This is a genomic window from Shewanella olleyana (genome assembly GCF_023283825.1).
GTDB lineage: Bacteria > Pseudomonadota > Gammaproteobacteria > Enterobacterales > Shewanellaceae > Shewanella > Shewanella olleyana.
Window position 1 is genome coordinate 1 of the sequence record NZ_JAKILD010000031.1, and the last position, 13,500, is coordinate 13,500.

Sequence of the window (13,500 nt, forward strand, 5' to 3'; positions counted from 1 at the left end):
AGTGCCAGTGCCAGTGCCAGTGCCAGTGCCAGTGCCAGTGCCAGTGCCAGTGCCAGTGCCAGTGCCAGTGCCAGTGCCAGTGCCAGTGCCAGTGCCAGTGCCAGTGCCAGTCGTTGTAACTTGAGCTGTCGTTGTTGATATTTGATGGTCGACGGAGCTGATAAAAAATGATGGCGCAGTAAGGTGATTTGGTAGGTTTATTTGTGGTGTTCTAAACTCGCTAATATCTTGCGTTTGAGTATGACCACCTTGAAAAGGGCCATTTGAAGTTATTCCTGTGGTTTCAGTAGAGCCACTTTCTTTCAGAGGAGAAGGCGGCTGGGTTACTGCCGTTTCTAATGTTGGGTCTAATTGTGGGTTTTGCTCGTGTCCCAGCGCTTGTTTGTCTGAGCTGCCCGAATTATTTTCAGTCGTAGCTGTCAGTTCTGAGCCTTGTAGTTGTGCAGTTTTATGGCTGTCAGCTTGAGTACTGTCCGTTTTAACACTTTCAGTTTGAGTCGTTGGCGCTTCTGCTTGATTAGCGAATAAGCCAGATGATGATTTATCTGCCACTAAGTCTTGATTGACTGCACCTGAAATTTTGGTCGCATCTCTGGCTTCTTTAGCTTTTATTTTATCCGCTTCAGCGGTGATTTTTTTGACTGCTTTTTTTGCTTTATTATCGCGTTTTTTTTGTTCAATTGCTTGTGCGGTTTTTTCGACATTTGACGCGTTGTTATTGTGCTTGTCCTTACTCATGCTGGACTCCTATCTTTCGCCAAATGCTTCGTTAATATTGGTAAATACGGGTTTCCATAAGTATTGGAAAACACTCTTCTCGCCCGTGACGATATCTGCTTCACCAGTCATGCCGGGTATGAGTTCAAATTGTTCAGGATTATCTAAGAAATAAGGCTTATCAATGGTCAGTTGTACTTTATAGAATACGCCTCCTTTTTCATCGGAGTCGGTACTGGGTGAGATGCGTTTTACTACACCATCAAGCGCACCGTAACGACTGTAATCAAATGCATCAATTTTTATCCTCGCACGTTGTCCAACGTCGACAAAACCTATATCTCGGGGCGATAATTTGATTTCCATTAGGCCTGTTTTCGTCATAGGTACAATGACCGCAACTGTGCCACCTGGTTGAATGACACTGCCAGTTGAACTAGTTGGAATAGATTGAATAATGCCATCAACAGGTGCTTTGACAGTATTTTGAGAGACGAGTGAATCTGAAGATTTAAGCCTTGCAACAACACCAAGTAATTCTGCCTGGGTATCAGTGCGTTTTTCGCCAACCTCTTTAAACAGCGATGCCTGTTTTTGCTTTAATTGTCGCTCTAAATTGATGAGGTTTTTAGACAGTACTTGCTGCTTACTTTCCATTGATTTAAGTTCACGCATGTAGGAATCAAGTTTTTGTTGTGACTCTAAAATACGTAACTTAGATACCGCTTGTTCAGCTGTGACTGACAGCATCATTTTCAGGGTTTGTTCAGCTGTTTGTATTTGATCGCTTAGTGGTGGGATTTCTTCTTTTAGGCCATCAAGCTCTGCTTGGGTTTTGGCAATATCGGATTCCGACAATTGCTCCATTGCAATACGCTCTTCATTCATACGTCTTAAAGAGGAAGTATGAAGTCGCAGTAGCTCAGGGTACTCGATAGCAAATTCGCTAAAGTCAGCCTCCCTTTGTTCTGCAAAGGCGTCATAGCGCTCGATTCGCATGATAAGGTTGGCACGTTTACTGGTTAACTCTTCTTCAGCTGACAAGCTGTCGATAGACACAAAGCTTGCTAAAATATCGCCCTTTTTAACCACATCACCTTCTTCAACCACTACTGACGCAATTGTTCCGCCTGCGCGGCTTTGAATCACTTGGCGGTGACCTAATGGAACAACTTGGCCTTTGGATTTCGAGATTTCTTCAACATCGGTGAAAATAGACCAAATCAGCATCAATAAAATGGATCCGGTAATGATCAAAATAACGTTCCGGATCATTTTGCGTTCTGCTGGTGCTTCAATGGCCTCTGCAAATTCATGTTCAGGCCATACTCTGTTAGCTAGTTGACGATTATCCATTAGTTGGAGACTCCTGCATGGCTTGGTCTGAAGGTGAGGTTGTTGAAGCTTGGGGAGATTCAGCAGCTTTATCTGGAATAGGCCCTGCGTATACAACAGCGCCTTTATCGAGAATGACGACTTTATCAGCATGTTTAATTAAATCTTGGTCGTGACTAGTAAACAATACGGTGGATTTACCTTTAAGGTTTAATAAGGTTTCAATCAATTTAGCCTTGGACGCAGGGTTCCGGTGAGGCAAAGGCTCATCTAATAATATAAATGGCGATTGCTTTATGAAGGCTCTGGCTAAATTGATATAACTGCCTTCAATGGCTGAGAGCATGGCATTATTCTCGCCCAATAAGTCGACGGTTAAATCATTATTGATACTGTTAAAAAAGCTTTCTCCGCCAGCATTTACCAGCGCTGCAATGATTTGCTCATCGCTGGCGCCAGGTTTGGCAATTCTGATATTTTCGGCTAATGAACCGGGGAATATGTCAGGTTGTGATGGACTGTAAGCTGCCCAGTGACGAAACTGCTCAGTATCATACTGCTTTAGGTTTTTGCCATTTAAGGTCACAAAGCCTGCTTGGGCTTCAAGTACGCCAAGCGCGCTGAGTAATAGTGTTGATTTACCACAGGCATTGGGGCCAATAATCGCAACCAGTTCACCCGGTTCAACATCAAATGACACGCCTGATAATGCCGCTTCCCCTTCAGCTTTATAGCGCAAAGTGAGATGTTGAAACGCTAACGAAGGCGCCTTGGTATTATCGGGCGTATCTAATCTTAACTCTGACTGTTCAGTGCTCGCCTGCATGAAACGATCAAACTGTTTCACTGCAATGTCCATCATGGTGAACTTTTGCTTAGATGAAAACGCTAATTGTGCAGGACCTGTAATGCGCCAAATCATCATCACACAGGCAATGAGAGCACCTGGCGATATGGTTTGATCTAACACTAAAAATATCCCTGTGAAAACGGTTATCAAGGCAGTAAATAGACTTAAAGAGTGAGCCACTGCGGCATTAAGGCCATTGCGTTTTGCATAAAGGAAGTTTTGGCGACTGTTTTCTTGGCTTTGACGAATGAATTTTGTTTGCCAAGCTTCAGTGTCTCCTGCCGCTTTTAATTGCAGTAAATTTTTTGATAACTCACTCATGGCATTTTGATATTCGCCACTAATGGTGGGTGATGCTGACTGCACATAACGGCTCAATACTTTCATGACCAAGTAATACAGTATCAACATGCCAATTGGCACTAACACTAACCAGCCACTTAAAAACATAATGGCGAATAACGCGATGATGGTGAAAGGTAAGTCCACCAAACCACCGCCACCAGGGCCTGATAACAGCATTCTGACTTTTTCTGCATTTCGCATGCGGGCAATATGGTTGGATATGCCGACTCTAGATAACACCATGAGTGGCATATGCAGCAGGCGATAAAAGGTTATTTCTGATAAGTCTCTGGCAAATCGATTACTGGTGGTCGCTAATATTTGTGCGCGAGCAAGCCGAGTGCTAACGAGTATGCCTACGGCTAACAATCCGCCCAAGGCAATACTGGGTAAAATGGCAGGAGTTTGCCCACCAATAACACGATCATACACTGCCATAGTAAACAGAGGTACGGCTAACCCTGTTAAACTTGCCAATAAGCTTAACCAAAAAACTGGGCGATACCACTTGGTTCGCTTACTCATATGTGCTGCGAAAGCTTGAATATTTTTCTTTGTTGTCGGCAATGACTCGATTAAGAAAATATACGCGGAATCATCTATTTGCGTTAGATCGAATAGCTGCCATTGGTTATCTTGAAATTTCTCGAACACATTTGCTTTTCTTCTAACAATAAATCCTGCTTCATTTTGTGGAATGACCAAAAAGGGATGAATCGAGAGATGAAGGTGCTTGGCTGAATTATTTGTGACCGTAAAATCAATTTGATGCTTTTTAAGTAAGCGTGACAGCCCAAGCGTATTAAGTTGAATGGTATTGTTATCGCTCGAAATGTTACTGGCCTGAGTATAAAGGCCTAACTGCTTAAATAACTCAACAATAAGTGGTTTAAGTTCAACGTCAGAAGTGCTCATGAGTTCACCTCTTGATTTGATTTAAGTTCAATTTTTGTGTCAGGTGCATTGTGGGCGTGCCCCATGATTTCTATATTGCTATCACTGATATTTGCAAGTTCAAGAAAGTGAGATGCTGTAATAATAGTCATTTGCTGCTTTAATTTTTCAAGCAATTTAAGTAACCGACTTTGGGCATCAGCATCCAGCGATATCATGGGTTCGTCTAACAATAGTATTGAAGGTGATTGAACCACAGCTCGAACAATCGCAATGATTTTTATTGCCCCCTTGTTGAGCATTTGACTATCACTGTCACCGACGAGGGTTTGATAACCATTAGGTAGCTCAGCAATTTTACTGGTTAGCCCTAATGCATCAGCAATGGCCATTGCTTGAGGTTCGTATTCCGCTCTAAACATGGTCATGTTTTCTAATAAGCTGCCAGCAAATAGTGTGGGCCAGGGCGCAACATAGGTTATAGACTGCCTGAATTCCTTGCCATCGTGATCTTCAATGGCAATGCCATCAATGCAAACTTGACCCGCTGATATTTGTTGGAAACCCGCAATGATGCTGAGAACATGGCTAGCGTGGCTTAAGGGATTAGATTGCAAATTTACTAAGCTATTGGGCTGGATGGTTTGAGTGAAATTATTGATAGCAGTACCGAGATTGTTACTGGTAGCATTCTTGAATGTAATTGGTCCACACGGGAGTTTTTGGTGATAAACCTTTGTGGCTTTAAACGACTCAGCCGGAACTTGGGTGAGGTCGTTTACATGAGACATGGCAGTTTTAGCGCTAACTAACCTTGAACGCAGGCTAATAATTGCACTCAATGGCGCTACTGCGCGGCCTGCTAAAATCGAGCAAGCGGCGAGACCACCTGTCGTCAGTGAGCCGTTTAATACTTCAAGACAACCCAGCATGACTAAAATCAGAGTTGTACCTTGGGAAGCACCTTGAATCACTTCTTGTAATTTTGCCGATAGCCAATCGACTTGCTGCTGCTTATCAAGGCGTTGGTAATTGATATTGTTATAAATGCCCGATAAACGATCTTCTAGGGATAAGGCTTTCGCGGTTGTTAAACCTGATAAAACCAGTATCAGCATTCTAGTCCGTTCAGCATCAGATAAGGCAAGTGCGTGTGTCGCAACAGCGAGTTTTTTTCCAATAAAATAGACTAATCCACCGACAACCAACCACACTGCGATGGGAATAAACACCAATGGGCCACCAATATAGGCCACTAAAGCAAGAAAAATCAGTACAAAAGGAAAGTCCATTAAAGCCACAATGGCTTGTCCTGAATAGAGTTCCCTCATGTTCGCAATGCTGGCCAGTCCATTGGCAATTTTACCTGTCCCCATCGCTTCAACATGATGGTAATCGGCTAGCATTAATTTATTGACCACATCTTTGGTGGTGTTTAATTCAAAGTTGGCTGCAGACGCTGCAAGGATCCAGCTTCTGCCATACCTAAGCAGTAGTTCAAGCAAAATAGCAATAGCGACGCCAGAGACTAAAATAGTTGCAGTTCCATAACCTTGATTTGGTAAAATTCGGTCATAAATTTGCAGCATTGTAAAAGGCAGGGCAAGCGACAATAAATTAATAAACGTCGATGATAAAAAAAGCTCTGGAAAGGCTTTATTTTTGGAAAGTAAACTGAAGTTTTCCCGCATTTATTCAACTTCCTTATAAACACTGATTGTTATCCATAAAGCGTAGTTCACTTTGGATGAATTACCTCTAAGTTAAAGGGTAAAGGTCATCAATTCAACAATTAACGCTCATTCTAGTTTAAAAGTTCAACGCTGGGGAGGGCATGCTAGATTAATATTAATTATGCTTGTTGAGCGTATATGTATAGATAGAAGAGAAATAGAAAGGGATTGATGTGGTCAAGTAAATATATACTTGTAGCTCTATATAAAAACTGCCCTCTTTGCATTGGGCAGTTTTCAAATTTAGACTTTATTTAACCTCAACTCGGGTTATTTAATCTGTTGCATGTTTCTTAATCGACTTATTCTTCATTGGGTCGCCTTGATAACCTAAAGCTTTCCAATCCATGCGAGTGCCTTTATTGTGGCAATCATTACAGTTTAAAGCTTGATCTGTAGGCGCTACCATATGATTAATACGCCACCACATTTCAGTTTCTGCAAAGCCATATTCACCACTGTACTTAATGCCTTTATCTAACATTGCTTGATTGGCCTGCATACCCAGTTCAGCGGCTTTATTCCAATCAAAGGTTTTCCAGTAACCACCTTTACCAAAGACTTTGGCTGTGATGAAAATGTTTTGTTTGCTGTCGTAAATTTGCTTACCAGTATGCACTTTAAATGGGTATATCTTGGCTTTTTTATCATTGATATCACCTAAAGGATAAGTCAATTTAGTGACTGCTTTGGGGTCCATTTTATCGCCAGCCATGTAAGCATCAGCCTTACCGTTATACCAAGCATATTGCGGTTTTACATTTTTAGCCCAAACAAAACTGCCTTTCTTTTTCATGTAGGTATGTTTGCCGAACTCATCTGTGGTTTGTTCAATATCTTGCCCAGCGGTAGACCAGTCCCAGCTCATTTTGGTGGGTTCATTTTTAGCAAACTCAGGAATATGACAGGTTTGACATGCGATGCTGCTGGTATGGCTATTGAGTCGTTTATTATCATGCGGAGCGGCTTCATGACAATTTTCACAACCAATATCGCTCATGCCACCAGGCGATACTCCCATGGCATTACCGGTGATTTGATGCTGTTCGGTTGTATGACAGGTTTGGCATTGAAAATCATTGCCATCAGTATCCATATGCACATCAGTGACTTTATCTGGGTAAGACATCGATGAGTCTAAATCGCCGTGTTTAACACCATCGCCACCGCCGCCATAGAAGTGACAACTTCCACAATTATCACGTACTGGTGCACCGACATTTTGGGCCACTCGTTCAAGATTAACTTTGGCAAGTACTTCGCCAGCTCCTGCTGGATCTTTAACATAAGTACCTGTGGTGTCGTGGCAAACTAGACAGTCAACTTTAGTCATGTCGTTAAAATCAAAGCTATCGTCTTTCCAGCCGTAACCTGCATGACAGCTAGTGCATCTTGGCTCATTGCTTGATACGGCAATACAGAAATTATTGATGGCATTTTTCTTACCGCGTGTGACGGTGCGCCCAGGCAATTCTTGTTCAAGCTCCCACGTCCAATGAGAAGATTTCATCACGTCTTTAGCATGATCTTCATGGCACTCAATACATACCGAGGTGACATCACTACCTTGGGTAAACGGGCCTTGAACATAATCTTTATGAGGATTTGCAGCATTAGCAGCTAAGCTGAAGCAACATAATCCACCTGAAACTAAGCTGATTAATAGTGTTTTCATATAGGACTCCAACCCTCAGCGATCGCTGAGGGAAGTTATTAGCATTAGAAATTAACGGTAAGAGAAGCATTAACGTCATAGGCGGTATCAACGACTGGCTGCATGGAGTAAGCCGTGCCTGCTATAACATCATCGACTTTCTGCGGTTTTCCAACGGGAGTTCCACTACCTGTGTATTCAAAGTCGTAATAAAGTCCTGATAACTTAATAAACATTTTTGGATTGATATCAAACATGTAATAGGCTTCAGCCACATGGCCTCTGGTTGCCAATTTACTGCCAATAGGATCATCTTGCGCCTGTGTGAATGGGGTCCAATATTCAGAACCATAGTTATATTCGAAACCGACTTTGCCATATGGTGCAGGGACTTGAACGCCGACATAAATTCCGTAGCCATCTTTAGCCCCACTTTCCTCGGCGGCAGAAGGCAACATGATAATTTCACTTGAATCAGAGTTAAGTTGAGCTTCGAATACGGCATCAGATAGCATGCCGCCAAACATTCCCGCGTTACCATTGCCATCAGCACGAGTCCAACCGCCTGATAAGAACCATTTCACATCGTTATCTTCTTCACGAGCAAAGCCAATACCACCTAAAAACATATCGCCAATGACATCGCTGGGTTGCACTCGAGTCACAAAATTAAAGTTTTCAAACTTTTGCATATCTTGATACATGGTTGGAGCGAATATTCCAGCGAGTTGAGTCGGGAATGCCATGGTGCCTTTAAAGCCATCGTTTACGTCTTTTGCACCGAACAGGGTAAATTGGAGGAAGTTTTTGCCATCGTTAATCGCATCGATATTAAAACCACCTAAGTGAGTATCTTTGGTGACAATATCGCCAAACATTTCACCATTGCCCCACTGAGACTCGAATCCTTGACCGTAGCAAAAGCGAACAACTTGTCCTTCTACCCCTGTGATATCACTGAGGTGATAACCCATAGTAGCGCCATCAAAGTTGAAGTTAACTAAGTGACCAGAAGGGGTGCCGCCACGTTTTTCATTTTCACGATACTGGGTTGGTGGGCCGTAAGTGGAAGGTCGACGACCAATTGATAAATACAGTGGTGAACCGTTAATATTTTTCCAATCGAAATAGGCGCGTTCAACTCTGAGCCAGTCGCCGCTTGGGTTGCCGCTATTAGTGCCATCCATAGTAAATGAACGCCATGAATCAAAAACTTGCACGCCTGTTGAATCGCCCCAGTTCTTGAACATACTGAGTCGGCCAGCAAAGCTGACGTTATCCCAAACTTTGGCTTTGAGGTTCAGTCTTAAACGTGTGGTGTAGTAAAGGTCATTATCAATATCTTGAGCAGTTTTAGGGGCTAATACATAAGGCATGACGCCTTGTAATTGCCCGCTTTGAAATGCTGATGCTAGATTGGGGTTTGCGGCCATCATCTGCGCTAAAGGTGAGTTGGCATCATCGGGCATTCCAAACTCGCCGCCCATCGCCTTGGCACCAAAATCGTTAAAGTCGACATTAATGGCAGGGTTCCAAGTGACATCTTGGTAATGAAGTGTATGGACTTTTGTTCTAAAGTCGCCAGTGATTTCTATTCTATCTAGTGCTGTGTGGCGTTCATTTTTATCAACTCTATTGTTGATATCATCGAGCTCTTCGTTGATATCTGCCAACTGTTGTTTAAGTTCGGCAATTTTTTGTGCATCGGATTTATTCAAACTATCTCGCTGAATATCAGCATCGTTCGCATAAGCACTGGCTGATAATATCAAAGCATTTGCAACTAACAGTGAAATTAGAGTACGCATAACATCTCTCCTTTCGAGTGAGCAATTTAATTAAAACTGCCTTCGATTGATGTCGGGAAATCCTCACTTTCCTAAATTTGGGCAGCATTAAGCCCTGAGGAATTCCCCATTTTTCGATTAATTTAATTGGTTTAAGTGTGTTTTATACCGTGCTTGAAAGCTTAACCACAGGTTTGTGGCTGGTCTGAATCCGCAGCATGATCATAGAGAAACTGTTGAATATCTAATAAGTCTTGTTCATCAAGTGCATTAAACACTTCAGCTTTTGCTTTGTGCTTATTACGTCTAAAGAAACGATCCCATTGGCTCATTGTTTTGCTCATTGGGGTTATCTCTCCACCTTCATTACCTACGCCATGACAAGCCTTGCATTCTTTTTTATAGAGGTGTTTGCCTTTTTTAGGATTACCTCCATCAGCAGCTTGAACTTGTGCTCCAAAACATAAAGCGAGGGTGACGCATACGAGTATTTTATTTATTGTTTTCATCATCATTTCCTTTGTCTTACTTTGTACTGAGTTAATAGGCTTGGATATTTATGTATCTTGCTTGTTATTAAATTTAACAGTTGTAATAAAAGTAATTGTTGAGTTTGATCAAGTAAACTATAAAAATCTAATTGATAAAAATATCATTAATAAAAATCTAATGTGATAGGTGTGTAATTTATTTGTTATTGATAAATAAAGGCATTTTGTTTTTCATTAAGAGGTAGGGAGTATTGGTTAAGCTTTGGCTGCGCTTTTTAAGGTAGGTTTTAGATCACACTTTTAATATTTAACTATCTCTAAAGTGATACTTAGTGGTTGCATAAAAGTAAATAGGAGGAAGGATGTAGCAGAAAGTGTGCACTGTATTAGTTACAGTGCACATTGACCAATGTGTCTATTGGCTTTTTTAAATGAGCCGGGTCTATTGATGCTGTCGGTAAGCTTATGGCTGTTGACGCGTTGGTGCTAAAACGATTTCACGAACACAAACACTTTGCGGCATCTCGTAGGCAAAAACGGCAGTTTCAGCAACATTTTCAGCAGCGAGTACACCGCCCATCACTTCTTTCCAGTCAGCATAGCCATCTTTGATATCTTGACTAGTGGTATGGCTGAGTAGTTCAGTTTCCACAGCACCTGGTGCGATGGTAATCATACGCACATCATCCATTGCGACTTCTTCACGAATATTTTCAGTTAATGCGTGAACAGCAAACTTAGTAGCGCAGTAGGCTGCATGATTTGGGAAGGTTTTACGACCTGCAATTGAGCTGACGTTAATGATAGTGCCTGTTTTACGGGCTTTCATGTCTGCAAGTACGCTGTGAATACCATTTAATACGCCCATCACATTGATGTTGAGCATTTGGCTCCATTCAGCTGGATCTTGTACATCAGCTTGACCTAATAACATCACACCTGCGTTGTTAATTAAGCAGCCCACAGGGCCAAATTTTTCTTCTGCAGTGGCAATAGCTTGTTTCATTGCTGCCGCGTCAGTCACATCAACACTGATTGATAAACTATTTTCTAGCTTTAATGCCTGCATAGGCTCTACGCGACGCGCCAACAATAATAGAGGATGGCCTTTGGCACTAAATGCTTTAGCCATAGCAGCACCAATACCTGAAGATGCACCAGTAATAACGATAAGTTGTTTCATTGTTTCGACCCCTGTTGGTAAGTTGCGAGAATTATAGTGAGTTCTTTATTGTTGATATATAATCTATAAAGAACATAATTGTTTACTAATTCGCTCTAATGTTGGTTTCATATAACGACATAAATAGCACCAAAGCTCACTCGTTAGCATTGATCTGTCGCTCTGAAATTTGTCAAGCTAGCGTTAATGAGGAAATAGGTAGCACCCAAATGAACACTGAGATAAATCTAGTTGATATTCGTGCGTTTGTAGTGATTGCAGAGCAAAGAAACTTTACCCTAGCTGCTGAAGTGTTGGGGGGTTCTCGCTCGCACTTATCTAAGCAGCTATTAAGCCTTGAAACCTTTCTTGGCGTTAGTTTAATTATTAGAACCACACGCACGCAGCGCTTAACAGAGCAAGGTGAGTCATTTCTATTACAATGCCAGCAAGCGTTGCAGCAAATAGACTTGGCGGTTGCGACCACGGTAGAAAGTGCGGAGCAGCTTAAAGGTAATATCTACATTAATTGTGTGGGTGGCGTGATCGGCGAAGAGATTGTTGTGCAACTGGTTAATGACTTTATCCAGCTTTATCCTGATATCACTGTGGATTTGGACTTTAGCAGTCAGCGGGTAGACTTAATTGAAGATCATTTTGACGCAGTATTTAGAATGGGCGAGTTGGCGGATTCTGGTTTGATTGCTAGAAAGCTGATGGACATTAAAAATTGTACGCTTGCTTCCCCAGAATACTTAGCACAATACGGTCACCCAACTCACCCTAATCAGTTGAATAAGTTTGCTTGTATTGTTGGCTCAATCAATCACTGGCGATTTGAGAAAGTAGGCTCAGCTAAAGAGAGTATCGAAGTTGCGATTAAGGGTAACTTTAGATGTAAAAATGGCCGGGCAATGAAAGTGAGTGCATTAGCTGGTAACGGGATTGTTCGATTACCTTATCTGTATTGTCCTGAAGAAATCCGCGCAAATCAGTTAGTGGAAGTCTTTACTGATTGGCATATTCCCGATACACCTTTTTATGTGCTTTATCATAAAGACAAATTTCAACCTGAGCGTTTGAAAAAATTTATTCAATTTACCCATGAAAAATTTAAAACGTATCTGCCTGATTTATAGAGAGACCTTTTAATTTTTTGCCAGAATCAGTATAAAATTTATCTGCATATTTATGTGATTTGATCTCCCTTTTTTATTATTTCTACTATCTTTAATAGACAATAAAAAAGGGAACTGATGGATGCTGAAAAGACTTGCGCTAGCTTTCTGTTTACTTGTGCTTGCCAGTAATGTGCAAGCTAGCGGGCTTTATTTTGAAGCTCGCAGTGAAAGTATGGGCGGCACAGGTGTAGCAGCATCTAATCGAATTGGTGCGAGTTTTATTAACCCTGCTTTATTGGCCATTCTGACTCCTCATGCAACTTATACCAATGAAGAAATAAAAAAGACGCAAAAGTTCTCATTATTGCTTCCTGCTGTTGGTGCAGAAGGTGATGATAGCGATGACATGATTGATAAGTTTGATTCGCTTCAAGATTCCTATGATGGCTTAGAAGACGCGATTAATAATGGCGATACCGATGATTTTGAAGCTTTTCGAGATGACTTAGTTATTGATTTAGAATCATTAAAAGGTAATACTGCGAATGTGTCTGCTGGTGTTGGAGCCGCGATTGTTATCCCCAATGAACACTTACCTATGGCCGTATTTTATAAAAGTTATATTGATGCTATTGGTGTCGCCGATATCGCTCAATCTGACATTGATACATTAAATACTCTAGATCCCCTTAATCCGCCAACTGAGATCAGTGATTTAGATTCTCAAGGCGTTATATTAGCGGGTGGAGTGACTGATTTTGGTGTGGCGCTTAGTTTCCCATTATCTATTGTCAATATGCCAGTTAGAGTGGGCATTTCGCCTAAATTTCAACGAATCGACACTTACCATTACTCTGTGAATGCTAATAACTTTGATGCCGATGATTTTGATGATGATAAATATCGAAATGATGAGAATTTATTTAATTTGGATATCGGTGTTGCATTTGAGCCTATGGATGCAATGACGATTGGGTTATCTGCACGAAACCTTTTCAGTAAAACGGTTGAAACCGTTGAAGCACAAGGTCGTGAGTTCCATTATCAGGTTGAGCCTTTAATTACAGCAGGTGTTGCATATGATTGGACATCAGTTACTTTAACAACCGATATTGATTTAATTGAGCAATCACGCTTTAAAGAGTTTGATGCAGTGCAATATTGGCGAGTTGGCGGTGAGGTTAAAGCGACAGATTGGTTATCACTGCGCATGGGTTATCGCCACGATTTAAAAGATAACAGTGTTGATATCTATTCATTTGGTACTGGCTTTGCGATTGGTCAGGCTTTCAAGTTGGACATGAGCGGCAGCTATGGTGAAGATGATGCGATTGGCGCTGTGTTACAAACGTCCTATCATTTCTAATATGAGCATTCAGCTCAAGACTCTTAGTTATTCCCTCTTTAAATA

Annotated in this window: 10 protein-coding genes; 2 read left to right on the top strand and 8 right to left on the bottom strand. The window is 41.6% G+C overall.

Annotated elements, in window-relative coordinates:
• The 8 genes from L2735_RS17630 to L2735_RS17665 all read right to left on the bottom strand — a co-directional run.
• A partial coding sequence (locus L2735_RS17630; RefSeq protein ID WP_248985958.1) for a hypothetical protein occupies positions 1-738 on the bottom strand: 738 nt, incomplete at its 3' end.
• A gap of 9 nt (positions 739-747) precedes the next feature.
• Positions 748-2,073 carry an HlyD family type I secretion periplasmic adaptor subunit gene (locus L2735_RS17635; RefSeq protein ID WP_248985959.1) on the bottom strand — a complete coding sequence of 442 codons (1,326 nt, stop codon included), beginning with the start codon at positions 2,071-2,073 and terminating at the stop codon, positions 748-750.
• Entirely contained in the window at positions 2,066-4,162 is a 2,097-nt protein-coding gene (locus L2735_RS17640) for a peptidase domain-containing ABC transporter (RefSeq protein WP_248985960.1), read from the bottom strand. The genes L2735_RS17635 and L2735_RS17640 overlap by 8 nt, the downstream gene beginning before the upstream one ends.
• Positions 4,159-5,832 (bottom strand): ABC transporter transmembrane domain-containing protein, encoded by a 1,674-nt coding sequence (locus L2735_RS17645; protein WP_248985961.1) that lies wholly within the window; start codon positions 5,830-5,832, stop codon positions 4,159-4,161. The genes L2735_RS17640 and L2735_RS17645 overlap by 4 nt, the downstream gene beginning before the upstream one ends.
• 316 nt (positions 5,833-6,148) lie before the next feature.
• Positions 6,149-7,549 carry a tetrathionate reductase family octaheme c-type cytochrome gene (locus L2735_RS17650; RefSeq protein WP_248985962.1) on the bottom strand — a complete coding sequence of 467 codons (1,401 nt, stop codon included), beginning with the start codon at positions 7,547-7,549 and terminating at the stop codon, positions 6,149-6,151.
• A gap of 44 nt (positions 7,550-7,593) precedes the next feature.
• The gene (locus tag L2735_RS17655; protein WP_248985963.1) at positions 7,594-9,336 is read right to left on the bottom strand and encodes a DUF3373 domain-containing protein; all 1,743 of its coding nucleotides are present in this window, start codon (positions 9,334-9,336) and stop codon (positions 7,594-7,596) included.
• A gap of 161 nt (positions 9,337-9,497) precedes the next feature.
• Positions 9,498-9,827, bottom strand: coding sequence for a c-type cytochrome (locus L2735_RS17660; RefSeq protein ID WP_248985964.1), 330 nt, complete (start codon positions 9,825-9,827; stop codon positions 9,498-9,500).
• A 442-nt stretch (positions 9,828-10,269) separates the two neighbouring features.
• On the bottom strand, positions 10,270-10,989 hold the full coding sequence (locus L2735_RS17665; protein WP_248985965.1) for an SDR family oxidoreductase: 720 nt from the start codon (positions 10,987-10,989) through the stop codon (positions 10,270-10,272).
• A gap of 209 nt (positions 10,990-11,198) precedes the next feature.
• Here L2735_RS17665 and L2735_RS17670 point away from each other — a divergent pair, with 209 nt between their 5' ends.
• Both L2735_RS17670 and L2735_RS17675 read left to right on the top strand, forming a co-directional pair.
• Positions 11,199-12,107 carry a LysR family transcriptional regulator gene (locus tag L2735_RS17670; RefSeq protein WP_248985966.1) on the top strand — a complete coding sequence of 303 codons (909 nt, stop codon included), beginning with the start codon at positions 11,199-11,201 and terminating at the stop codon, positions 12,105-12,107.
• 124 nt (positions 12,108-12,231) lie between these two features.
• Positions 12,232-13,455, top strand: coding sequence for a conjugal transfer protein TraF (locus L2735_RS17675; RefSeq protein ID WP_248985980.1), 1,224 nt, complete (start codon positions 12,232-12,234; stop codon positions 13,453-13,455).
• Positions 13,456-13,500: the final 45 nt, after the last annotated feature.

What these genes read in the sequence shown, in the direction of transcription:
- L2735_RS17645 (WP_248985961.1), bottom strand. Translation starts at nt 5,832, where the DNA reads ATGCGGGAAAACTTCAGTTTACTTTCCAAAAATAAAGCCTTTCCAGAG.
- L2735_RS17670 (WP_248985966.1), top strand. Translation starts at nt 11,199, where the DNA reads ATGAACACTGAGATAAATCTAGTTGATATTCGTGCGTTTGTAGTGATT.
- L2735_RS17640 (WP_248985960.1), bottom strand. Translation starts at nt 4,162, where the DNA reads ATGAGCACTTCTGACGTTGAACTTAAACCACTTATTGTTGAGTTATTT.
- L2735_RS17655 (WP_248985963.1), bottom strand. Translation starts at nt 9,336, where the DNA reads ATGCGTACTCTAATTTCACTGTTAGTTGCAAATGCTTTGATATTATCA.
- L2735_RS17635 (WP_248985959.1), bottom strand. Translation starts at nt 2,073, where the DNA reads ATGGATAATCGTCAACTAGCTAACAGAGTATGGCCTGAACATGAATTT.
- L2735_RS17650 (WP_248985962.1), bottom strand. Translation starts at nt 7,549, where the DNA reads ATGAAAACACTATTAATCAGCTTAGTTTCAGGTGGATTATGTTGCTTC.
- L2735_RS17665 (WP_248985965.1), bottom strand. Translation starts at nt 10,989, where the DNA reads ATGAAACAACTTATCGTTATTACTGGTGCATCTTCAGGTATTGGTGCT.
- L2735_RS17660 (WP_248985964.1), bottom strand. Translation starts at nt 9,827, where the DNA reads ATGATGAAAACAATAAATAAAATACTCGTATGCGTCACCCTCGCTTTA.